The organism is Peterkaempfera podocarpi, from assembly GCF_042466665.1.
GTDB lineage: Bacteria > Actinomycetota > Actinomycetes > Streptomycetales > Streptomycetaceae > Peterkaempfera > Peterkaempfera podocarpi.
This window is the reverse complement of record NZ_CP162102.1, coordinates 6,193,965-6,214,674: the sequence shown is the minus strand read 5'-3', so window position 1 is coordinate 6,214,674 and position 20,710 is coordinate 6,193,965. Positions and strand designations below refer to the sequence as shown.

The 20,710-nt window shown below is 72.8% G+C and carries 15 protein-coding genes; 5 read left to right on the top strand and 10 right to left on the bottom strand.

Features of this window, described 5'->3' with window-relative positions; translation table 11 throughout:
- Positions 1–32: 32 nt before the first annotated feature.
- On the bottom strand, positions 33–2,087 hold the full coding sequence (locus AB0761_RS27235) for an MFS transporter (protein WP_377274348.1): 2,055 nt from the start codon (positions 2,085–2,087) through the stop codon (positions 33–35).
- A 338-nt stretch (positions 2,088–2,425) separates the two neighbouring features.
- Here AB0761_RS27235 and AB0761_RS27230 point away from each other — a divergent pair, with 338 nt between their 5' ends.
- Together AB0761_RS27230 and AB0761_RS27225 are read left to right on the top strand one after the other, a co-directional pair.
- A complete protein-coding gene (locus AB0761_RS27230) occupies positions 2,426–3,409 on the top strand; it encodes a peptidoglycan-binding protein (protein WP_377271765.1) in 984 nt (327 codons plus the stop codon).
- A 29-nt stretch (positions 3,410–3,438) separates the two neighbouring features.
- Positions 3,439–4,014 (top strand): hypothetical protein, encoded by a 576-nt coding sequence (locus AB0761_RS27225; RefSeq protein WP_377271764.1) that lies wholly within the window; start codon positions 3,439–3,441, stop codon positions 4,012–4,014.
- On the opposite strand, the gene AB0761_RS27220 is transcribed toward AB0761_RS27225, so the two are convergent.
- The 3 genes from AB0761_RS27220 to AB0761_RS27210 all read right to left on the bottom strand — a co-directional run bounded on the left by AB0761_RS27220 (position 4,004) and on the right by AB0761_RS27210 (position 7,980).
- Positions 4,004–4,588 carry a TMEM165/GDT1 family protein gene (locus tag AB0761_RS27220; protein WP_377271763.1) on the bottom strand — a complete coding sequence of 195 codons (585 nt, stop codon included), beginning with the start codon at positions 4,586–4,588 and terminating at the stop codon, positions 4,004–4,006. The two genes, AB0761_RS27225 and AB0761_RS27220, sit on opposite strands and share 11 nt — an antisense overlap.
- 210 nt (positions 4,589–4,798) lie before the next feature.
- The gene (locus AB0761_RS27215; protein ID WP_377271762.1) at positions 4,799–5,584 is read right to left on the bottom strand and encodes an ABC transporter permease; all 786 of its coding nucleotides are present in this window, start codon (positions 5,582–5,584) and stop codon (positions 4,799–4,801) included.
- 173 nt (positions 5,585–5,757) lie between these two features.
- Positions 5,758–7,980 (bottom strand): family 2 encapsulin nanocompartment cargo protein terpene cyclase, encoded by a 2,223-nt coding sequence (locus AB0761_RS27210; RefSeq protein WP_377271761.1) that lies wholly within the window; start codon positions 7,978–7,980, stop codon positions 5,758–5,760.
- Positions 7,981–8,265: 285 nt separating this feature from the next.
- Between AB0761_RS27210 and AB0761_RS27205 the strand changes: the two genes are divergently transcribed.
- From AB0761_RS27205 to AB0761_RS27195, 3 genes are read left to right on the top strand one after another with little or no spacing between them, the layout of a single operon-like run.
- Entirely contained in the window at positions 8,266–9,066 is an 801-nt protein-coding gene (locus AB0761_RS27205) for an SAM-dependent methyltransferase (RefSeq protein WP_377271760.1), read from the top strand.
- Positions 9,063–11,273 (top strand): putative bifunctional diguanylate cyclase/phosphodiesterase, encoded by a 2,211-nt coding sequence (locus AB0761_RS27200; protein WP_377271759.1) that lies wholly within the window; start codon positions 9,063–9,065, stop codon positions 11,271–11,273. Before AB0761_RS27205 ends, AB0761_RS27200 begins: the two co-directional genes overlap by 4 nt.
- Before the next feature lie 35 nt (positions 11,274–11,308).
- Complete coding sequence (locus tag AB0761_RS27195; RefSeq protein ID WP_377271758.1) at positions 11,309–12,130, top strand: SAM-dependent methyltransferase; 822 nt, start codon at positions 11,309–11,311, stop codon at positions 12,128–12,130.
- Positions 12,131–12,210: 80 nt separating this feature from the next.
- On the opposite strand, the gene AB0761_RS27190 is transcribed toward AB0761_RS27195, so the two are convergent.
- The 6 genes from AB0761_RS27190 to AB0761_RS27165 all read right to left on the bottom strand — a co-directional run bounded on the left by AB0761_RS27190 (position 12,211) and on the right by AB0761_RS27165 (position 20,629).
- Positions 12,211–14,082 (bottom strand): phospholipase C, encoded by a 1,872-nt coding sequence (locus AB0761_RS27190; protein ID WP_377271757.1) that lies wholly within the window; start codon positions 14,080–14,082, stop codon positions 12,211–12,213.
- A 148-nt stretch (positions 14,083–14,230) separates the two neighbouring features.
- Positions 14,231–15,475 (bottom strand): iron uptake transporter deferrochelatase/peroxidase subunit, encoded by a 1,245-nt coding sequence (efeB, locus tag AB0761_RS27185; RefSeq protein WP_377271756.1) that lies wholly within the window; start codon positions 15,473–15,475, stop codon positions 14,231–14,233.
- Positions 15,472–16,683 carry an EfeM/EfeO family lipoprotein gene (locus tag AB0761_RS27180; RefSeq protein ID WP_377271755.1) on the bottom strand — a complete coding sequence of 404 codons (1,212 nt, stop codon included), beginning with the start codon at positions 16,681–16,683 and terminating at the stop codon, positions 15,472–15,474. The genes efeB and AB0761_RS27180 overlap by 4 nt, the downstream gene beginning before the upstream one ends.
- A gap of 318 nt (positions 16,684–17,001) precedes the next feature.
- Entirely contained in the window at positions 17,002–19,110 is a 2,109-nt protein-coding gene (locus tag AB0761_RS27175; RefSeq protein ID WP_377271754.1) for a xanthine dehydrogenase family protein molybdopterin-binding subunit, read from the bottom strand.
- The gene (locus tag AB0761_RS27170; protein WP_377271753.1) at positions 19,107–20,099 is read right to left on the bottom strand and encodes an FAD binding domain-containing protein; all 993 of its coding nucleotides are present in this window, start codon (positions 20,097–20,099) and stop codon (positions 19,107–19,109) included. The genes AB0761_RS27175 and AB0761_RS27170 overlap by 4 nt, the downstream gene beginning before the upstream one ends.
- Entirely contained in the window at positions 20,096–20,629 is a 534-nt protein-coding gene (locus AB0761_RS27165) for a 2Fe-2S iron-sulfur cluster-binding protein (protein WP_377271752.1), read from the bottom strand. Before AB0761_RS27165 ends, AB0761_RS27170 begins: the two co-directional genes overlap by 4 nt.
- Positions 20,630–20,710: the final 81 nt, after the last annotated feature.

Sequence of the window (20,710 nt, the reverse complement as noted above, 5' to 3'; positions counted from 1 at the left end):
CCGACCGGCTCCCGACCGGAGGTGGACTGAGCTCAGGTCCGGCCCGGATCCCAGGTCCGGCGGGGCGCCGCCGGACCGGCGGAGCCGGAGAGGGGGCGGTCCTGCTCGTTCCCGCAGAGGGCCGGGCTGAGGCGGGTCAGCAGCGCGGACAGCTCCTCGTCCCGGGAGTCGTCCCAGTCCCCCAGCAGTTCGGCCAGCTCCGCCCGGCGCGCCGCCAGCAGCCGCACGGCCACCTGCTCGCCACTCGGAGTGAGCCGCAGCGGCAGCGTCCCGTTGCGCCGTGCCAGGCCCTGGCTCTCCACCTCGATCGCGGCGTTCTCGACCACCTGGCGCGGGATGAGGCCGCGGTCGGCGATGTCACTGGGCGTGACACTGCCGTACTTGTGCATCATCAGGATCATCCAGCTGGAGGCGGGTTGCAGGTCCAGTCCGGCACCCGTGGTGATCCGGCGGTAGAGGTCGCGGCGGGCCTCCCGGTTGCCCAGCAGCGACAGGGCGCGCGCCACCTCGTCGGCCGAGGAGCGCTCCACCGGGTTGGTGCCGATGGTCTCGCCGAGGTCGGGGGTGGTGACGGTCTGCCGCAGCGGCTCCTCCCGGAGGAACCAGGTGAGGACGAAGGCCACCAGCACGATCGGCACGGCGTAGAGGAAGACCCTGGTGATGGACTCGGCGTAGGCGTGGTGGATCACGCCCTGGAGCGCGGGTGGCAGCGCGGTGATGGCCCGCGGATCCCCGGTGACGGTGGCGGGGTTGAAGCCGGGGGGCAGCCGCAGTCCGGCGAACGCGTCGGCGAGGCGGTCGCGCAGACCGCTCGCGAAGACGGTGCCGAAGACGGCGACACCGAAGGAGGCTCCGATGGAGCGGAAGAAGGTGGCGCCCGCGGTGGCGACCCCCAGGTCCTCGTAGCCGACGGCGTTCTGCACCACCAGGACCAGGACCTGCATCACCAGGCCGAGCCCCAGGCCGAAGACCAGGAAGCAGAGGCTCATCTCCAGATTGCTGCTGTGCTCGTCGAGCCGGGAGAGCAGCAGCAGTCCGACGGCGGTGACGGCGGTGCCCGCGATGGGGAAGATCCGGTAGTGGCCGGTGCGGCTGACGAGTTGCCCGGCGGCGATGGAGGTGAAGAGCATCCCCAGGACCATGGGCAGCATATGGACCCCGGAGAGGGTCGGCGAGACCTGGTGGACGACCTGAAGGAAGGTCGGCAGATAGGTCAGCGCGCCGAACATGGCGAACCCCACCACAAAGGAGATCACCGCAGCCAGGGCGAAGGTGCGCATCCGGAAGAGCCGCAGCGGCAGCACCGGCTCGGGGGCGCGGCGTTCGACCTGGACGAAGAGCAGCAGCAGCACCACGCCGAGCACCCCCAGCCCCACGACCTGCCAGGAGGACCAGGGCCAGGTGGTGCCGCCCAGCGAGGCCATCAGCACCAGGCAGGTGGCCACACCCGCGATCAGCACCGTGCCGGCGTAGTCGATGGTGTGCTGCTGCCGGGTGGTGGTGCGGGGCAGCACCAGTGCGATCACCAGCAGGGCCACCACCCCGATGGGCAGGTTGATGTAGAAGACCCAGCGCCAGCTGAGATTGTCCACGAAGAGCCCGCCCAGCAGCGGCCCCAGCACACTGGTGACGCCGAAGACCGCGCCGAACAGACCCTGGTAGCGGCCGCGGTCGCGGGGTGGCACCAGATCGCCGACGATGGCCTGGGTGAGCACGATCAGACCGCCGCCGCCCAGGCCCTGCAGGGCGCGGAAGCCGATCAGCTCGCCCATCCCCTGGGCGATGCCGCAGAGCGCCGAGCCCACCAGGAAGATCACAATGGACCCCTGGAAGAGGCGCTTGCGCCCGTACATGTCGCCGAGCTTGCCCCACAGCGGGGTGGCGGCGGTGGACGCCAGCAGATACGCGGTGACCACCCAGGAGAGGTGCTCCAGGCCACCGAGGTCGCTGACGATCGTGGGCAGCGCGGTGGAGACGATGGTCTGGTCGAGGGCGGCGAGCAGCATGGCCAGCAGCAGCGCGCCGATGGGCACCCAGAGGTTGCGTACCGGCCCGGCGGGCGGCGTCCCCGCAGGAGTGGACGGCATCCGGCTCGCTCCTGCGGGCATCGCGGATCCGCTGCGTTCCGGCTCGGCTGCGCGCTCGGCCATGCAAGCTCCTCACAGCGACGGGGTGGGCCGGCTGCCGACCCTCCGTAAGCCCAGTCTGTCAGCGTTTGCCGGTTTCGACCCGCCGGAGGGCGAAGCGGACCCTTCGGTCGTACCCCGCCAAGCCGGGCGGATGGTGTCCCACCATCAGGCGGATGCTGTGAAGATCAGCTGATCATCCTGCATAATCGGGCGCGACCGAGGCCTGTATGCCCGCCGCACTGCTGTGCGATCCCGTCCGGCGGCCAGGGGTTCCGCAATCGAGGAGGACCGGTCGAATGCCGGGACAGTACTGCCCCTCCTGCGGCGCCGAGCGCGCCGCGGGCCCGTGCTCCTGCGCATCGGACCTCACGGACACGGCAGTGCTGCCGCACGTCGAGGGCCCGCCGCTGGTCCGCCCGTATGTGCATGCCTCGGCCGAACCGGACGGAGCGGTGCTGCCCCCGCCGGAACCGCCGGTCCCCGCCCGGCCCCCGGTGCGGCAGGCAGCCGGGCAGGACGCCCCCGCGCCCACCGATCTGGGCATGTTCCCGATGGACGACCACGGCACCCCGGCGCATGTGGCGTACTCCCGCGCAGCCGGGCGCCAGGCCTCACACCGCCGAAGACGGCGTCGCACCATGCTGCTGGTCGCCGCGGTCGCGGTCCCGGCCGCGGCGGGCGTCGGCTTTGCACTCTCCAGCTCCGGCGGCGACTCCCACCGGGTGGCCGAGCCCAGTCCCTCCGCCTCGGCGCTGGTGGCGGACCCCACGCTGCTCAGCCCCGGACCCGCCACCAGCGGTGCAGCCTCGAGCCGTACGGGCACCGCCAGCGGAGCCGCCCCCGCGTCCACGGGCAGCACTCCGGCCGCCGGCGCTCCGATCGCCCCCAGCACCCCGCCGCCCGCCACCAGCGCCCGGCCCACCGGGTCCGCCCAGTCGGCCACGTCCGGACCCCCCAAGGCCACTGCCGCGCCGCCCCCGGCCTCCGTCAGCACGCCGCCCACCGGCACGACCGGCTCACCGCCCGCCCAGGCGCCGAGCGCCACCGCCTCCTCGACCGGGCCGCGCACCCTGTCCCTGGGGATGAACGGGCAGGACGTCAAGGACATGCAGCGGCGGCTGTCCCGGGCCTGGACCTACCACGGAAAGCCGTCCGGCCAGTACGACCAGAAGACCGCGGACGCGGTCGCGCAGTTCCAGGACTGGTACGGGATCCAGGGCGACCCCAGGGGCGTCTACGGCCCCAACACCCGGCAGCGGCTGGAGCAGGCCTTCCCCTGACCGGCCCGACGGCGCGGCATCCTGGGGCCATGGCGATCAACGGCTTCGGCCCCCTGGAGTTCCAGCTGGTGCTGCTCCGCAGGATGGCGGACTTCCACCCCGGCCTGGTCGAGGAGGCCGTACGCCGGCTGGGCGCCGACCGGGCCGCGATGCGGGAGGCCAACCGCCGCTGGCAGGCGATGCTGCGCTCCCGCTCCTTCCCGCGCGGCGAGCGCCGCTATCTGGCCGTCCTTGGGCCGCCGGAGTCGGCCGGCCGGCAGCGGGCGGGCGACCTGGAGCTGAAGGCGCTGCGCTGGCGGGTCCCGCTCTGGCCCGAGCTGCGGTTCGAGGTGCTGCTCGGCCCCGGCGGCGCCGTGTTCAACGAGTGGCTGGTACGGGCGGCGGGCTCGCCGCCGCCCGTACCGCACACCCTGGCCGAGCTGGACCCGTGGAGCTGCACCGTGGCCGATCTCGCCACGGCCTTCCCCCCTGCCCAGCCGCTGGAGGGGACCGCACCGACCCGCTGGCGGCTGGCCTTCACCGCACCGGACGCGGACGGGGTGCCCCATCGGGCGGTCGCCGACTTCACCTGGGGCCTGCTGCAGGAGGTGCGGGTCAGCCCCTGATCGCACCGACGATGCTGAAACCGGCCATCACCAGCATCACCGCCGCCGCCACCCTGGTGATCACCCGCAGCGGGACGTGCTTCATCAGCTTCTGTCCGCCGACGATCGCCACGCCGGCCACCGCGCACAGCGCCAGCCAGGAGCCCACGGCGACGGAGACCGGGTCGGCGTAGCGTGCGGCCAGGTTGGCCGTGGCGATCTGGGTCAGGTCGCCGAACTCGGCCACCAGCACCAGCAGAAAGCCGGATCCGGCGACCTTCCAGAAGGAGTTGGAGGACGGCTCCTTGGCGGCGTGCCCGTCCTCGTCCTCGTCGCGCTGGAAGAGCAGCATCGCCGCTCCGCCCAGGAAGAGCAGGCCCACGACGCCCTCCACCCAGCGGTGCGGCAGCAGCGCCAGCAGGCTGCCCGCGGCCACCGCCAGGGCGACATGGACGGCGAAGGCGGCGGCGATGCCGACGAAGACATGGCTTGCCCGGTAGCGGGTGCCCAGTACCAGACTGGCCAGGGCGGTCTTGTCCGGAAGTTCGGCCACGAAGATGATGCCGAAGGTGATCGCGGCGATGGTGAGACTCATCGGTGGGGTTTTCCTCGGAGGTCGGGCTCCCGTACCGGCGGTGACCATCTGCGGGGTCGCTTCGGCACGGCAGCGCATGGCAACAGCACTGCGGCCGAAGGTCTCGCCGGCACCGTGTGCGATGCCCCGGGCGCCGGGCCTTCCGCTGAGCGGTCAGCCAGTATGTCGACGGTCCGGTGGAGGGCTACTCCCCTTCGATCAGCACCCAGTCTACCGGACCTGCCGCCCGTGCTCCGCGCCGCGCACCACCAGCCCCCGCCCGACCAGCTCCAGCACCACCAGCACCGCGACGGACTCCACCGCCAGCAGTGCCACCAGGACGAAGAGCTGAACCGCGCCGGCCACCACCGGGGACGCGCCGCCCAGCAGCAGTCCCACAAACGCCCCGGGCAGGGTCACCAGGCCCACTGTGCGGGTCTGGTCGAGCGCCGGGACCAGTGAGGTGGCTGCGGCGGTGCGGCAGATCTCCAGCCGGGCGTCGCGGTCCGGGAAACCCAGCGAGAGCGCCGCCTCCACCTCGCCGCGGCGCTGGGCCAGCTCGTCCAGCGCACGCCTGCCCGACAGCGAGGTGGCGGTGAGCGCGCCGCCGATCAGGATGCCGGCCACCGGGATCAGGGTGATGCCCTTCAACGGCAGCAGGCCGGAGACGACCAGCAGCACCAGGGACGGGACCACCCCGGCCGCGATCGGGAGCGCCGCCCACGGCCACTCCGGTCCCGCGGTCATCCGCCGGCCCGCGGTGCGGACCGCCACCGCGAACATCAGCAGCACAAAGAGCAGCGACAGCGGCAGCGAGCGGACCACCCAGGCGATCACGGCGGAGACCGCAGCCAGCTGCAGCAGCGCCCGCAGCCCGGCTCTCAGCACCGCACGGCCGTACCCGAGCCGCCCCCATCCGGCGGCGGCCGTCGCGGCCGCCAGCAGCACCGCGGTGGCCACGCCGAGGGCGGGTGTCACGGGCAGCAGCTGAGAGCCGCCGACTGCCGAACCGATCACGCGTGACACCCTAACCGCGGCGCCCCCGCAAGGGGCCGGGAGCGACGCCGCACGGACGGGCGCACCCCGCTGCGGGGGACCCTGCCGAGGCAGAAGTCCCCCGTGCACGGTCGTCCACCGCCCATGGCGGGCGGCTGCCCGCGGCTGCGGCCCGCGGCCGCGCGGGGGGCCTGCTACGGGCCGGTCAGTGCGGCGGTGCGGGGGAGGCGGGAGGCGGCGGTGCCAAGGCCGACGGGACGGCGGGGGACGCCCTGGGGCAGGCCGACCGGGCGCCGCAGCTCGGACTCGCGGTAGCGGTCGCACTGCCGGTGCCAGGCGAGGATCCCGCTCATCCAGTCCTGCAGTTCCACCACATGTCCGGCCAGCGCGGCGCGGCCCTCCTCGTCGAGGCCGAACTCCTCCGCCAGCGCGGGCAGTTCCACATCGACGAGATGCTGGAACTCCCGCATCCGGGAGGCCGTCAGATCGACGACCACACCGAGGGCCTCGGGGAGGCCGCAGTCGAAGAAGTCCTGCACCACCAGCACCGCATTGTGGATCTCACCCTCGAACTGGATCTCCTTCTGGTACGAGTACAGGTCGTTGACCAGGGCCGCGTAGTCCGAGGCCGCCCGCTCAAGGGACTGCATCGGGCGGGTGCGGTGGATCCCGGGCGGCAGCGTCCGGCCGTGGGAGAGCCGGGCGAGGCTCATGGTGAGGTCCGTCCCGAAGGTGGCACGGCGCATCTCGATGTAGTCCACCGGGTCGGGGACACGGCGCTCCGCCTGGTTGGCCAGCTCCCAGAGCCAGCTCTCCGTCATCTGCTCGACGGCGGTGCGGAAACGCCTGCGGGCGTCCGGGGCCATCGGCCCGGCGGTACGGGTCCACAGGTCCGCCAGGCCGCGCTCCAGACCGTTGGCAGGGACGGGCATCAGATCGGTGTCCACCGGCATGAAGGCGCTGAGCCGGGCATTGCAGAGCCGGGCCCCGGCCAGGTCGAGGGTGCGCCCGTAGACGGCGGGGTAGTAGTCGTCCGCATAGGTGCCCCAGGTGAGCCAGCCCGTGCTGAGGTCCAGCGCCTCCGGGGAGGCGTCCGGGTGGATGCCGGCCGAGCACAGGGCCAGGTCGGCGGCGCGCAGCCGGCCCTCGTCCCAGACGCCGGAGCCCGGCACCCCGGGTACGGCGGTGAGGATCCCCGTCCGGTGCGCCCACTCCACGATGCGCTCGCGGGCGCCGTCCAGGTGCGGGCTGAGCCGGACGGTGTACGGCATGTGGAGGTCGGGGACGGCGATCGGCCCGACGGCCTGCGGGCGATGGCTGTGGCTTCTGAGCCGCTGCGGCATGGTGGCCGCCAGCGATGCGGCGATCCGGGCCGCGGAGGTGCCGAGCCCGAGCGGGCCGCTGAGGAAGGGGGTCGCCTGCTCGGCCTGGCCGTTCATGTAGCGGCTGGAGCGCATGTGCCACTCATGGCCGCCGGACTGCCAGTCCTGGAGTCCCTTGACATAGGCCAGGACGTCGGCGCAGGCGGCCGGATCCAGACCGTGCTCGGCGAAGAGCGGGGGCAGTTCGGTGAGGGCGGTGTGCTCGAACTGCTGGAGCCGTGAGGTGATCAGGTCGTTGACCGCGTCCGCTGCCTGCTGGGTGGTGCAGCCGAGGAACCGCTCGAAGACCAGGACGCCGTTGGAGAGCTCCCCCTCGTCCTCGATCTCCCGCTGGTAGGAGAAGAGGTCGTTGCGCAGATGGACACCGTCGGAGAAGGCGTCCCTGAGCACCCGCAGCGGCCGGGAGTCCGCGACCTCGGCGGGGACCTCGGCGCCGGCGGCGTACTCGACCAGTCCGGCCGACCAGGGGGCACCGCCGACCTTGCGGCGCATCTCGATGTACTCCAGGGGGTTGGCGACCCGGCCGTCGTTGATGTTGGAGAGCTCCCAGAGGGACTCCTCCAGCAGGTTGCGGGTCGCCTCGGCGAAGCGGGCGCGCCAGCCCTGCGACATGGCGGGCACCGTACGGGCCCACAGGTCGGCCAGACCGCGCTCCACCGCGTTGCGGGGCTGCGGCACCACCGCGCCCGGCTCCACGGGCATGAAGGCGGGCAGCCGGTCGAGGTAGGCCCGGGCCCCGGCCATGTCCGGGGTGCGCTTGAAGCACTCCAGGAAGTGGTCGTCGAAGAAGAAGACCCACACGTACCAGTCGGTGACCAGCGCCAGTTCGGCGGCGGGCGTGTCGGGATGGGTGTAGGCGCACAGCAGCGCGTAGTCGTGCGAGTCGAAGTCGCGTTCGTCCCAGACGCCGGAGCCCTCGATCATCTCCATCTCCCGGGCCCACGCCTTGGAGTGGGACCGGGCGGACTCCAGATGGGGGCTGAGCCGGGCCGGGTAGGGCTCGTAGAACTTCGGAAGCCGGAAGGGCTGCGACATCCGCACCTCAACTCTTGTGCGAGGGACCAGCGATCACCCTGGACGCTAGGCGGCGCCGGGCCGGCCACGGGAGGGGAAGTCCGACATGGCGCCAGATCGGGTGATTGCGCTGCGCCGATGCATGGGCGGCCAGAACCCGGGAACGCCCCATGACACGGCATGTTCGCGCCAAATTCGGGGGTAGGATTCCGGTTGTGGGGGTGTCGCAGGGATGTTCGGGGTAGCGTGCGGTCGGCAGCGGGGGCGGTAACAGCCCTGACAGCACAGTGATCTGGAGGGGCGTCAGTGGACCGTCCGACGTGGGCACCGCAGGGGATCGATCTGGAGAAGGCCAGTGCCGCCCGGATCTATGACTTCTTCCTCGGCGGATCGCACAACTTCGAGGTCGACCGCGTGGCCGGCCGCAAGGCGGTCGAGATCCTGCCGGACCTGCCGAAGATCGCCCAGGCCAACCGGGCCTTCATCAGGGACGCCGTACGCCAGGCCGCAGCCGCCGGGGTCACCCAGTTCCTGGACATCGGCTCTGGCGTGCCCACCTTCGGCAATGTGCACGAGGTCTCCCTGGAGGCCGACCCCGGCTGCCGGGTGGTCTATGTCGACCACGACCCGGTGGCCGTCGCCCACAGCCAGGCGCTGCTCTCGGACGTCCCGCAGGCCTCCGTCGTCGAGGCGGACCTGCTGCGCCCCAAGGAGATCCTGGCCCGGGTGGAGGCCGACGGCCTGCTCGACCTGAACCGGCCGGTGGCCCTGCTGCTGGTCGCGGTGATGCACTTCATCCCGGAGAGCGCCGAGCCGTACGGGCTGGTCGCCGAGCTGCGCGACGCGCTGGCCCCGGGCAGCCTGCTGGTGCTCTCGCACGCCACCCAGGACGGCCGCCCCGAGGAGGCCGCCCGGATAGAGCGGCTGTACAGCGGGGTCGGCACCCCCTTCACCATGCGGACCCGGGAGCAGGTGGAGCGCTTCTTCGAGGGCTTCGTCCCGGAGCCGGGTGTGCTGATGCTCGGCGAGTGGGGCGACAACGCCCATGCCGCAGGCGACGACCCGGCCCGGTTCAGCGGCTATGTGGGAGTGGGACGCAAGCCGTGACCGGTATCGCCGCCCAGGGGGACCCCGCCGCCGCGCGGGGTCCCTGCGAGGCTCTGGACCGCTTCGCCGCCGTCTGGTGCCGCGCCGTCTACCCGGTCTCCACGACCTCGCTCAGCCGCGCCGAACTCCAGTCCTATCTGGAGCCGTTGGCCGCCCGGCTGCACGCCCTGCTGGCGGGCCGGCCGTTCCATCCCTGGCCCGCCCGGGAGATCGGCGCCGCCCTGGTGCGCGCGCACTGCACCGATCCGCAGGCGCTGGCGCAGACCCTGGACGTCATCGAGTCCTATCTGCTGCTGTACTGCCCGGCCGACCTCACCGGCGAGCCCGGAACCGCCCGCAGCCGGCTGACCCGGCTGCAGCACCATCTGGCCGCCGGATACGCCCGGGAGCTGCGGGAGCGCGCACTGGGCGAGCAGGAGGCCATCTCCCGGGCGGCGCTGACCGCCCGGACCCGCGCGGAGCACGCGCTGCGCGCCAGTGAGGCCCGGTTCCAGGCGCTCTTCCGGGGGGCGGCGATCGGCATCAGCATCGCCGATCTGCAGGGCCGCATCATCGATGTCAACGACGCACTGGCCCAGATGCTGGCGGCCAGCCCCGAGGACCTCCGCCGGCTGAATGTCACCGACTTCGTCCACCCCGACGACGCCGACGGCGTGTGGGAGCTCTACCAGGACTCGGTACGCGGGGAGCGGGACCACTTCCGGGTGGAGAAGCCCTACTTCCGGCAGGACGGCTCCGTCGTCTGGACCGATCTGACGGTCTCCCTGATCCGCGACGAGCAGGGCTGCCCGCAGTACCAGGTGGCCATGCTGGAGGACATCACCGAGCGGCGGATGCTGCACGACCGGCTGCACCACGCCGCCACCCACGACCCGCTCACCGGCCTGCCCAACCGGGCGCTCTTCCTGGAGCGGCTCGGCCGCGCCCTGGCCCCCGGCTCCCCGGTGCGCACGGTCGGTGTCTGCTACCTCGACCTGGACGGCTTCAAGGCCGTCAACGACAGCCTCGGCCACCACGCCGGCGACGAGCTGCTCGGCGCCGTCGCCGAGCGCTTCCGGCGCTGCCTGGACGACCCCGGCCGGACGGTCGCCCGGATGGGCGGCGACGAGTTCACCGTGCTGGTGCTCGACCCGGCCGGCGAGGAGGAGATGACCGACCTCGCCGAGCGGCTGATCGACTGTCTGGCCACCCCGGTCGACGCCGGCGGCCGCAGGCTCTCGGTCACCGTCAGCGCGGGCGTGCTGGCCTGCTCCGCCGACGCACTGCAGCCCGCCGAGGTGGTGCAGGCGGCCGACATCGCGCTGCTGCGCGCCAAGGGCCAGGGGACGCAGCGCTGGGCGCTGTACGACGCGGACAGCCATGCCCGGGAGATCGCCCGCTCCACGCTCTGCACCCATCTGCCGACGGCCCTGGAACGCGGCGAGTTCTTCCTGGAGTACCAGCCCCTGGTCTCGCTGGCGAACGGCTCGGTGGTGGGCGCGGAGGCTCTGGTGCGGTGGCGCCACCCGCAGCACGGCACCCTGGGCCCCGACGCCTTCGTCCCGCTGGCGGAGCAGACCGGGCTGATCGTGCCGCTCGGCCGCTGGGTGCTGGAGACCGCCTGCGCGCAGGCCCGGGCCTGGCAGCGGGAGCTGCCGGGGGTGCCGCTGCGGATCAACGTCAATCTGGCGCCGCAGCAGGCGCGTTGCCCGGAGCTGGTGCACGATGTACTGCGCATCCTCAAGGAGGCCGAGCTGGAGCCGCAGGCGCTCTGCCTGGAGGTCACCGAGAACGCCCTGATCGGCGCGGACGACCAGGCACTGCACGCACTGCGGCGGCTCACCGACCACGGGGTCGCCATCGCCCTGGACGACTTCGGCACCGGCTACTCCAACTTCTCCCATCTGCACCGGCTGCCCGTCGACACCCTCAAGATCGACCGCTCGCTGATCGGCGACCTGGCCGCCGCCGGGGAGCCCGACCCCACCGCTGAGAAGATCCTCACCGCCCTGGTCTCCCTCGCCAGGGCACTGGGCCTCACCGTCACCGCGGAGGGTGTGGAGACCGCGGACCAGGCGGACCGGCTGCGGGCGCTGGGCTGCGACACCGCCCAGGGCTGGCTCTACGGCCGGCCCGGCGCCGCCGATGCCCTCCCCGCACTGGCCGCGTCATTGTCAGGCAGTCTGCTGGAAGCTGTCCCTGACGATCAGTCCTCTCCTACCATGTGACCCAGGCGACAACGCGTCAGGACAGGATGGTTGGCATGGCCGAGCACGCCTCCGAGGTGGACCAGAGCAAACCGAGCATCGCCCGTGTCTACGACTACCTCCTGGGCGGCAAGGACAACTTCGCCGCCGACCGGGTCATCGGGGACCACTTCATGGTGAACCTGCCCGGTTCCGTGGCGATCGCCCACACCAACCGCGCGGCACTGACCCGGGCGGTGCGGGAGATCTCGCTCACCGCCGGGGTACGCCAGTTCATCGACATGGGCAGCGGTCTGCCCACCGCGGACAATGTGCACCAGGTCGCCCAGCGGAGTGCCCCGCAGACCAGGGTGGTGTACGTGGACAGCGACCCCATCGTGCTGGCGCACGGCCGGGCGCTGCTGGAGGAGGACGAGCGCACCTGCGTCGTCCAGGCCGACGTCCGCGATCCCGAGGCCATCCGCAGGCACCAGGACACCCGTGCCCTGATCGACTTCGACCAGCCGGTCGGCGTGATCCTCTCCGCCGTCCTGCACCATGTCAACGACGACGAGGACCCGGGCGCGATCGTCCGCTACTGGCGCGACCAGGTGGCGCCGGGCAGCCACTTCTTCATCTCGCACTTCCGCTCCGGCGAGAACCCGGAGACCGTGGAGGCCGAGCGCACGCTCCAGGAGACCTTCGGCCGGGGGCGCTGGCGCACCACCGGGGAGATCAGCGCCCTCTTCGACGGCCTGGAGATCCTCGACCCCGGTGTGGTCACCTGCCGGGACTGGCGGCCCGATCCGGCGGAGGGCAGCAGCCGGTTCGGCTCCGAGACCCGCGACGCCACCCTCTGGGAGCAGCTGATCGTGGCCGGCCTGGCCCGCAAGCCCTGACACCGGCCGGACGCACCGGCCCTGGTACGACGGAGGGGCGGCCCCGCGGGGCCGCCCCTCCTGCTGTTCGTCAGCCGTGATCAGACGGCGCCGTGGGACCGGCGCATCCGGCGGCTCAGCAGCCAGCCGCCGCCGGCGGCCACCACGGCCGCTCCGCCGATCGCCGCCGGCAGCACCGCGGAGGGGCTGTCGGAGGCGGCGGCCACGGTGTCGGCGTTCTTCAGCTCCACCCGCGCGGGGCGCTGGGGGTGGCTGGGGATCGGACGCACGGACTTGACCGAGCCGTCCTGGTTCAGCAGCACCTGCTTCTTGTCCGGGTGGCGGAAGTCGAAGGCGTTCGCCAGCGTTCCGGCCCGGGTGTCGAAGGAGGAGTCACCGATCCGGCCGGTGCCCCAGTTCTCCTCGATGAAGGAGGTGATGGAGGCCTGCTCGGTGGGCGTGTGGTCGATGTGGTTGACCTTGGCGTAGGGCGAGATGACCAGCAGCGGCTGGCGCGGGCCGGGGCCGCAGCGGTCCTGGTAGCCGCCCTTGGCCGCGGGGCCGGCCTGGCAGGCCGCCGAGTCGTTGGCCTTGCCGTTGGAGGCCAGGGTGCTGTCCTTGGAGCCGCTCTTCAGCGGCGCGTAGACGTGGTCGTACCAGCCGTCGGAGTCGTCGTAGGCGACGACGACCGCGGTGTCCTTCCACTCCGGCGACTGCTGGATCTTGTTGATCTCGGAGACCAGGAAGTGCTGCTCGTCGATCGGGTCGGAGTAGGCGGCGTGCCCGTCCTGGTACTCGGCGGCCTTGAGGAACGAGACGGCGGGGAGGTTGCCGTCGGCGAGCGCCGCGTCGAAGTCGGTCAGGTCGTAGTTGTGGTTGGCCCGCCCGTTGTGGCCGATCTCTTCAACCGAGGCCGGAGCCAGGTGGTGCGGGTTGGAGGTCGACTTGAAGTACTGGAACGGCGAGTGGTGCGGGCTGTAGTCGACCGAGGCGGCACCCGCGACGTTGGCGTGGGTGGAGCCGCCGCACTTGGCGTAGTCACCCTGCTGCCCGTCCCAGGCGGTGCTCGGACGGAAGCCGCCCTGGAACCAGCCCCAGCTGACGCCCTTGGCGTTGAGCAGGTCGCCGATGTTCTTGCCCTGGAGCGAGGCCAGCGCGTTGGTGCTGGTGTGGTCCTTGTCCGAGCAGTCGTCGTAGGCCGGGTCCGGGTCGTTGATGACCGTGCCGACGCCGTGGGCGTCGGGGGTGGCGACCGTGTAGGCGTCCGGGGTGGCGGTCTGCTTGGGGTGCTCGGTGCCGGTGGTGGGGTCGACCGAGACGACGCCGTGGGTCTGACCGGCGATGAGGTTGAGCGCACCCGGGGTGGAGGGCCCGTAGGTGGAGCTGTAGGAGCTGTCGCTCAGCGTGTAGTTCTGGGCGTAGTTCCACAGGGCGGTGACGGTGTTGCCGTCGTAGTAGTCCATCACCAGGCCGGGCTCGCCGAAGAGGCCGCCGGAGCACTTGCCGGAGTCGGTGTACTGGACGAAGCTGTCGGCCTTGCCACCGTTGTAGGCGAGCTGCTCAGCACCGTAGTTGTGGTTCTGGTCGCAGGTCACCGCCTGGTCGGAGGCCAGCCGCTTGGGCGTGTACTGGTTGGGGTTCGTCTTGAGCAGGCCCGCGGAGCTCAGGGTGTCGGCCGACCGCGGGGTGCGGGACGAGGCGTGGAACGGGGTGCCGTCGGTGTTCGCCGCCATCGGGTAGGTCCCGAAGTAGTGGTCGAAGGAGACGTTCTCGTCGTAGAGGACGACGACGTGCTTGATCGGAGTTGCGGTGCGGGTGTCTCCGTGCGCCGGAGCTCCGTGGCCTCCGTGCTGGGGTGCCGCCGAGGCGGGGCCCGCCGCGCCGAGCGCCACCAGTGCCGCCGCGGCGGCTAGCGCACCGGTCCGACGGGTTCCCTTCCGGACCTGCTCGCTGAGGGATCTCCTGCTGACCATCTTTGACCTTCCTGGCTTCACTGACGGACTGCGGGTGAGCATGTCGGGGTCCTACGACCGGGATGAGGGCAGTGGAAGGCACCAGGGTGAACACAGGGTCAGAAGATCCACCATGTTCTTTGCCTCCTCTTGGTGAAAAGCCCTCCGATCAGGCCAGCAGCGCGCTGCCCAGCCGGTCCGCCGGACCCCGCACCCCTGGCAGTGCGAAGAAGTAGCCGCCGCCGTACGGCTTGATGTAGTCCGTCATCGGCTCACCCGCAAGGCGCTTCTGCACCGTGACGAACTGCCGGTCCAGGTCCTGCTGGAAGCAGCAGAAGACCAGCCCCATGTCCAGGTCCCCGTTGGAGAGCAGCCCCTGGTCGTAGTTGTAGCCGCGCCGCAGCAGCCGGGTGGCCGCGTCGGCCGGGGTACGCGGATTGGCGAGCCGCATATGGGAGTCCAGCGGGACGACATCGCCCTTGGGGTCCTGCGCGTACCTGGGCGCGTCGAACTCCGCCGAACCGTCCAGCGGGGCACCGGTGTCCCGGGCCCGGCCGATCATCCGCTCCTGCTCATTGACCGACACCCGGTCCCAGAACTCCACCAGCATCCGGATCAGCCGCACCACCTGGTAACTGCCGCCGACCGCCCAGTCGGGCTCGCCCGCGCCGGGTTCCACCCAGATCAGCCGGTCCATCAGACGGGAGTCCCGGATGTCGGGGTTGGCCGTGCCGTCCTTGAACCCCAGCAGATTGCGGGGGCTGCCGCCGGGACGGGGCGGCGAGACAAAGCCGTCCATCCGCCATCGGACCTGCATCAGACCCCGGGTGTGCCGGGCGATGTCCCGCAGAGCGTGCAGCACCGTGTCGGGGTTCTCCGCGCACAGCTGGAGCATCAGGTCGCCGTGGCACCAGGCGTCCTCGGGGGCGTCGTCCGGGAAGACGTCCATGGTGCGCAGCCGTCGCGGTCGCAGCCCCGACAGGCCGTACCGGTCGTCGAACAGCGAGGCGCCCACCGCCACCGTCCCGGTGAGCCGGTCGGCCGGCACAACCGGGCCCAGCACGCCGGAGTCGGAGGGCGGCTCCCCGATACCCGCGGGCAGCGGGGAGCCGCCGGCGGTCAGGAAGCGCAGCCGTTCGGTAAGAATCCGCAGCAGTTCGGCCAGTTCACTGCGGTCGCGTGCGGTCACATCGAAGGCGGTGAACGCCGCACTCCGCTGCGAGGGGGTGAGGATGCCGGCCTGGTGGGCTCCGTGGAAGGGCACCACCGGGGCCGTCCCCGCGGCCGCCCCGTCCGGCTCCGCGGCGGCCTCCGCCATCCGCAGCCCCACCGCTCCGGCGGCCGCGCCGCTCACACCGGCCGCCATCGCCCGGCGCAGGAACGACCGGCGGCCGACTCCCTCCGACCCGTTCACGAGGTCCTCCTCACGTCGCACACGGCAGCCACACCGGCCAGCCGTTCCACCAGTCCCCCGAAGTCCGCATTGATGCGCTCGCGCTGATTGTCGGTCAGCTTGTCTGGCGCCGGCCAGGATCCGTCGTGCCCCAGGGCGTCCAGGTCGCTCCGGCTGCGGGCCAGCCACTGGTCGATCCCGGGCAGTTCGGGGTCCCGGGGCTCCAGCAGCGGGCGCAGCCGGTCCAGCACCTCGGCGGTGCCGTCGAGTTGGGCCCGGGCCGTGGCCAGGGAGGAGCCGCTGCCGTAGTCGTTGTGCCCGGTCAGCTCGAAGGTGACGGTGTCCTCGGTGATCTCATGGGCGCGCAGCCCGAGGTCCGCCGGCTCCATCCGGGCGTCCGCCCACTGGTCGCGGAGCTTGCGGACGTCCTCCGCCAGCTGCTGTGCGGGGGCACGCAGCTGGTCCGCGCTCTGGTGGTGCCACAGGCCGTACTCGATCCGGTGGAAGCCGGTGAAGCCCTGGTCCTTCACCCCGTCGGGCTGTCCGTCGGCGAGCCCGTCCACCGCGTCGCCGAGATCGCCGAACGCATCGTAGGCGGCACCCAGCCGGGAGTAGCCGAGATGTGCCGTCAGCCAGGCGGTCCGGGCCGCCGGGAGGTCCCCGCTGTCGACGGCGTCGCGCAGCGCGTCGACCTTGCCGACCAGCGCGCCGAGGCCCTGGCCGATCCACTTCTGGTACTCCAGGGTGGGCGGGATCAGGTCGTGCTCGGTCACCGGCAGCACGGCGGGGCCGCCGGTCGCGGGGCCCGCGGTGATCCGCACGGTGGGGCCGGTCACCGCGTCGGCGTCCTCCGGCAGGCAGCGGAAGGCGTAGCTGCCGCGCCCCAGCACCACCTGCAGCGGGCGCTGCACACCCGGCGCCAGCCCTTCGACCTCACCGAGCAGAGCGCCGGTGGAGGTGTCGGTCAGATAGACCTCCGCCGGATCGGAGGAGGTGTTCCGCAGGTCGAACACCTGCCGTCCGGCGCTCGGGCGGTCCCAGCCGTGCCCGCAGGCCCCGGGCGACACCTCGACCGCGGTGTGCGGCAGGCCGTCGGCCGCCGCTGCGGCGGACTTCGCGGCGGACGAGTCCGGCAGGAGTGCCGCCGCCCCTGAGGCGGCCGCCGCCAGGGCCGCCACGACCGCGACGGGCAGCAGGATGCGGCGATTGGTGCGAGGTGCAAGGCGCATGGCTGCCGATGCTAGCCAGCTCCGGCAGCGCCATCGGTCGTCCGAGGGCTCGGCGGGGCAGAGTTCACCGTAGATTCTGCTTACGGCAATGGAACATCCATCCGGCACCTCGGCCGCCGGCCGCGGGCCGGGCGCCGGCGGAGACCCCTACGGGCGGCGCCCGGCGGCCCCTCCGGGGACCGACGGCAAGGGTCCGCGAGGGCCACGCCGCACGGTCGCCCCGGCTCACGGCTCACGGCGCCGGTGGGCCGCACACCGGCCCGCCGCCCAGCCCGGCCCGGATGCCCGGCTCCCGTTCCCCGCCCGGCATACGGACGCTCAGAAGGCTCCCAGCGCCGCCAGGACCGTGTCGGGCCGGACCGGGAGGCTGCGGAAGCGGTGGCCGACGGCATGGTGGAGGGCATTGGCCACCGCGGCCGCCGCCCCCACGATGCCGATCTCGCCGATGCCCTTGGAACCCATCGGGTTGAGGTGCGGGTCGTCCTCGTCGACCCAGTGGGCCTCGATGTCGGGCACGTCGGCGCAGGTGGGCAGATGGTAGGCGGACAGGTCCCGCTCCACGTCGTCGCCGAAGCGGGGATCCACGGTGGAGCCCTCCAGCAGCGCCATCCCCAGGCCCATGGTCATCCCGCCGATGAACTGGGAGCGCGCCATGCGCGGGTTGAGGATCCGTCCGGCGGCGAACACCCCCAGCATCCGGCGCACCCGGACCTCTCCGGTAGCGGTGTCCACCTGGACCTCGGCGAACTGGGCGCCGAAGGCATGCCGGGCGTACTCCCGCCCGGCGGCGACGTCCTCGGTGGTGTCGGCGACGACGGCGAGGCCTCCGGAGGGCACCGCGCCGCCGTGGTCCTGGTCGAGCAGCCGGCGCAGCTCCCGGCCGGCCTTGTGGACGGCCCAGCCCCAGGAGGAGGTGCCGGAGGAACCGCCGGCGACGCTGGCGTCGGGCAGATCGCTGCGGCCGACCTCGGCGCGGACCGCGTCCGCGGGCACGCCCAGGGCATCGGCCGCGATCTGGGCGAGGACGGTGCGTGCACCGGTGCCGATGTCGGTGGCGTTGATCCGTACGGTGAAGCGGTCGCCGGACTCCGCACGGGCCTCGGCCGCACAGGGGTTGACGTACACCGGGTAGGTGGCGGCGGCGACCCCGGTTCCCAGCAGCAGCCTGCCCTCCCGGTGCACACCCGGGCGCGGGTCGCGGTCGTGCCAGCCGAAGCGCCGGGCGCCCTCGCGCAGGCAGTCCACCAGGCCCCGGCTGCTGAAGGGGCGTCCGGAGTCGGGCTCGGCCGCGGGCTCGTTGCGGATCCGCAGCTCGACCGGGTCCACACCGCAGACCTCCGCCAGTTCGTCCATGGCCGACTCCAGGGCGAACATGCCGGGGCACTCCCCCGGGGCCCGCATCCAGGAGGGGGTGGGGAGGTCCAGCGCCACCACCCGGTGGGTGGTGCGGCTGTGCGGGGAGGTGTACATCAGCCTGGCGGGGACCGCCGCCTGCTCCACGAACTCGACGAGGGTCGAGGTGCAGGTGGCGACCTCGTGGGCGAGTGCGGAGATCCGGCCGTCCCGGTCGGCGCCGATGCGCACCCGCTGGGCGGTCGGCGCCCGGTGCCCGGTGAGCGCGGGGAGCAGCGAGCGCGGCAGCGCCAGCTTCACCGGCCGCTGCACGACCAGGGCCGCCATGGCCGCGAGCACCAGCTGCGGCCGCGGGATGCCCTTGCTGCCGAAGCCGCCGCCGACATGCTCGGCGACGACCAGCACATCGCGCGGATCGAGGCCGAAGAGCGCCGCCAGGGTCTTCCGGGCGTCGCTGGAGCCCTGGTCGGAGTCCCGGGTGATGAGCCTGCCGCCGTCCCATTCGGCGACCGAGGCATGCGGCTCCATCGGATGGTTGTGCAGCGGCGGAGTGTGGTAGCTCGCGTCGAACTGCACGGGGGAGGCGGCGTACGCGGCGTCGAAGCCGCCCCGCTCCCGGTCCGTGGGATAGCCGCCGTTGACCTCCCCGGGGGTGTAGAGGCCGGGGTGGTCGCCGCGGAACTCCGCATCGTGCGGCAGCTCCGCGTACTCCACCCGGACGGCGGCGGCACAGGACCGCGCCGCCTCCAGGGTCTCGGCCACGGCCAGGGCGACCACCTGGCCCCGGTGGGCGACCGCCGGGGACTGAAGCACCGCCAGGTTGGCGTCCTCGGTCTCCCGCAGCCGGGGGGCGTTCTCATGGGTGAGCACCGCCAGCGCACCCGGTTCCGCGAGGGCCTCCCCGCAGTGGACGGCGGTGACGGCGCCCCGGGCCACCGTTGCGGGCACCGGCCAGGCGTACGCGGCGTCGGGAACGGAGGCCTCCACGGCGTAGCGGGCGGCTCCGGTCACCTTGGCGCGGCCCTCGACCCGGTACAGGGGTGCGCCCAGGGCGCGGCTGCCAGTGGTGCTCATCGGGCGGCCCCTTCGGTGAGATCCGTCAGCAGCGCCACCATCAGATTCCTGGTCAGCGGCACCTTGTAGCGGTTGTCACGCAGGGGGCGGGCGGCGGCCAGCTCGGCGTCGGCGGCCCGTGCGAAGGACTCCGCGGTGGCGGGGGCGCGGTGCAGCGCCTGCTCGGCGGTGCGGGCCCGCCAGGGCCTGGCCGCGACCGCCCCGAAGGCGAGCCCGACGCGGTGCACGGTGCCGTCGCGCACCTCCAGTACGGCGGCCACCGAGGCCAGGCCGAAGGCGAAGGAGGCCCGGTCGCGGGCCTTGCGGTAGCCGGACCTGGCAGTGGGCGGCAGGGCCGGCAGCAGCACCTCGGTGATCAGGTCGCCGTGCGCCAGCACCGTCTCCCGCTCCGGGTGGTCCCCGGGCAGCCGGTACAGCTCCGCCACCGGTACGGTGCGCTCCCCGGCCGCGCCCAGCACCACGGCCTCGGCGTCCAGCGCGGCCATGGCCACCGCCATGTCGGAGGGGTGGGTGGCGATGCACCGGTCGGAGGCGCCCAGGATCGCCAGATCGCGATGGGCGCCGTCGATCGCCGGGCAGCCGCTGCCGGGGTCGCGCTTGTTGCAGGGCTTGGAGGTGTCCTGGAAGTACGGGCAGCGGGTGCGCTGCAGCAGATTGCCGCCGACCGTGGCGGTGTTGCGCAACTGCCCGGAGGCACCGGCCAGCAGTGCCTGGGAGAGCGCGGGCCGGCTGCGGCGCACGGCGGGGTGGGCGGCCAGGTCGCTGTTTCGGACTCCGGCGCCGATCCGGACGGCCCCGTCGGCGGTCTCCTCGACCCGGTCGTCGAGCAGCCGGCCGATGTCGACCAGCAGGTCGGGGGCCTCCACACCGAGCTTCATCAGGTCGACCAGATTGGTGCCGCCCGCCAGATAGCGGGCGCCCGGTGCCGCGGTGACGGTGGCGACCGCTGCGGCCGGGTCCTCGGCCCGCCGGTAGTCGAACCCCTTCACCGTGCCGCCCCCGCCGCGTCCTGCACGGCCCGGACGATGTGGGGATACGCGCCGCACCGGCACAGGTTGCCGCTCATCCGCTCACGTATCTCAGCGCCGTCCAGCACCGCCCGCTGCCCCGCCGGCGTCACCGCGCTCGGCATCCCCGCGGCCGCCTCCGCAAGCACCCCCACGGCGGAGCAGAGCTGCCCGGGTGTGCAGTAGCCGCACTGGAAGGCGTCGCGGTGCAGGAAGGCCTCCTGGACCGGATGCAGCCGCTCGCCGTCGGCGAGCCCCTCCACCGTGGTGACCGAGGCCCCGTCCAGGGCCACCGCCAGCAGCAGGCAGCTGTTGCTGCGCCGGCCGTCCACCAGCACGGTGCAGGCACCGCACTGCCCGTGGTCGCAGCCCTTCTTGGCCCCGGTGAGGTCCAGATGCTCACGCAGGGTGTCGAGCAGCGTGGTGCGGTTGTCCAGTCGCAGCCGGTACGGCGTCCCGTTGACCCGCAGCCGTACCACGCTGGAGGGGCATCGCCGGTCCTCGTCGTCCATGGGCGTATGTCCTCCTCGCCGGGGGTGGGCTTGCTCGACCCCTCCCGGTATCCGCGGCACGCCGACCCAAACCTCCGTCTG

Excerpts from the sequence above, each read along its gene's own strand:
- AB0761_RS27235 (WP_377274348.1), bottom strand. The coding sequence starts at position 2,087 with ATGCCGTCCACTCCTGCGGGGACGCCGCCCGCCGGGCCGGTACGCAAC.
- AB0761_RS27230 (WP_377271765.1), top strand. The coding sequence starts at position 2,426 with ATGCCGGGACAGTACTGCCCCTCCTGCGGCGCCGAGCGCGCCGCGGGC.
- AB0761_RS27225 (WP_377271764.1), top strand. The coding sequence starts at position 3,439 with ATGGCGATCAACGGCTTCGGCCCCCTGGAGTTCCAGCTGGTGCTGCTC.
- AB0761_RS27220 (WP_377271763.1), bottom strand. The coding sequence starts at position 4,588 with ATGAGTCTCACCATCGCCGCGATCACCTTCGGCATCATCTTCGTGGCC.
- AB0761_RS27210 (WP_377271761.1), bottom strand. The coding sequence starts at position 7,980 with ATGTCGCAGCCCTTCCGGCTTCCGAAGTTCTACGAGCCCTACCCGGCC.
- AB0761_RS27195 (WP_377271758.1), top strand. The coding sequence starts at position 11,309 with ATGGCCGAGCACGCCTCCGAGGTGGACCAGAGCAAACCGAGCATCGCC.
- AB0761_RS27190 (WP_377271757.1), bottom strand. The coding sequence starts at position 14,082 with ATGGTCAGCAGGAGATCCCTCAGCGAGCAGGTCCGGAAGGGAACCCGT.
- AB0761_RS27180 (WP_377271755.1), bottom strand. The coding sequence starts at position 16,683 with ATGCGCCTTGCACCTCGCACCAATCGCCGCATCCTGCTGCCCGTCGCG.
- AB0761_RS27175 (WP_377271754.1), bottom strand. The coding sequence starts at position 19,110 with ATGAGCACCACTGGCAGCCGCGCCCTGGGCGCACCCCTGTACCGGGTC.
- AB0761_RS27165 (WP_377271752.1), bottom strand. The coding sequence starts at position 20,629 with ATGGACGACGAGGACCGGCGATGCCCCTCCAGCGTGGTACGGCTGCGG.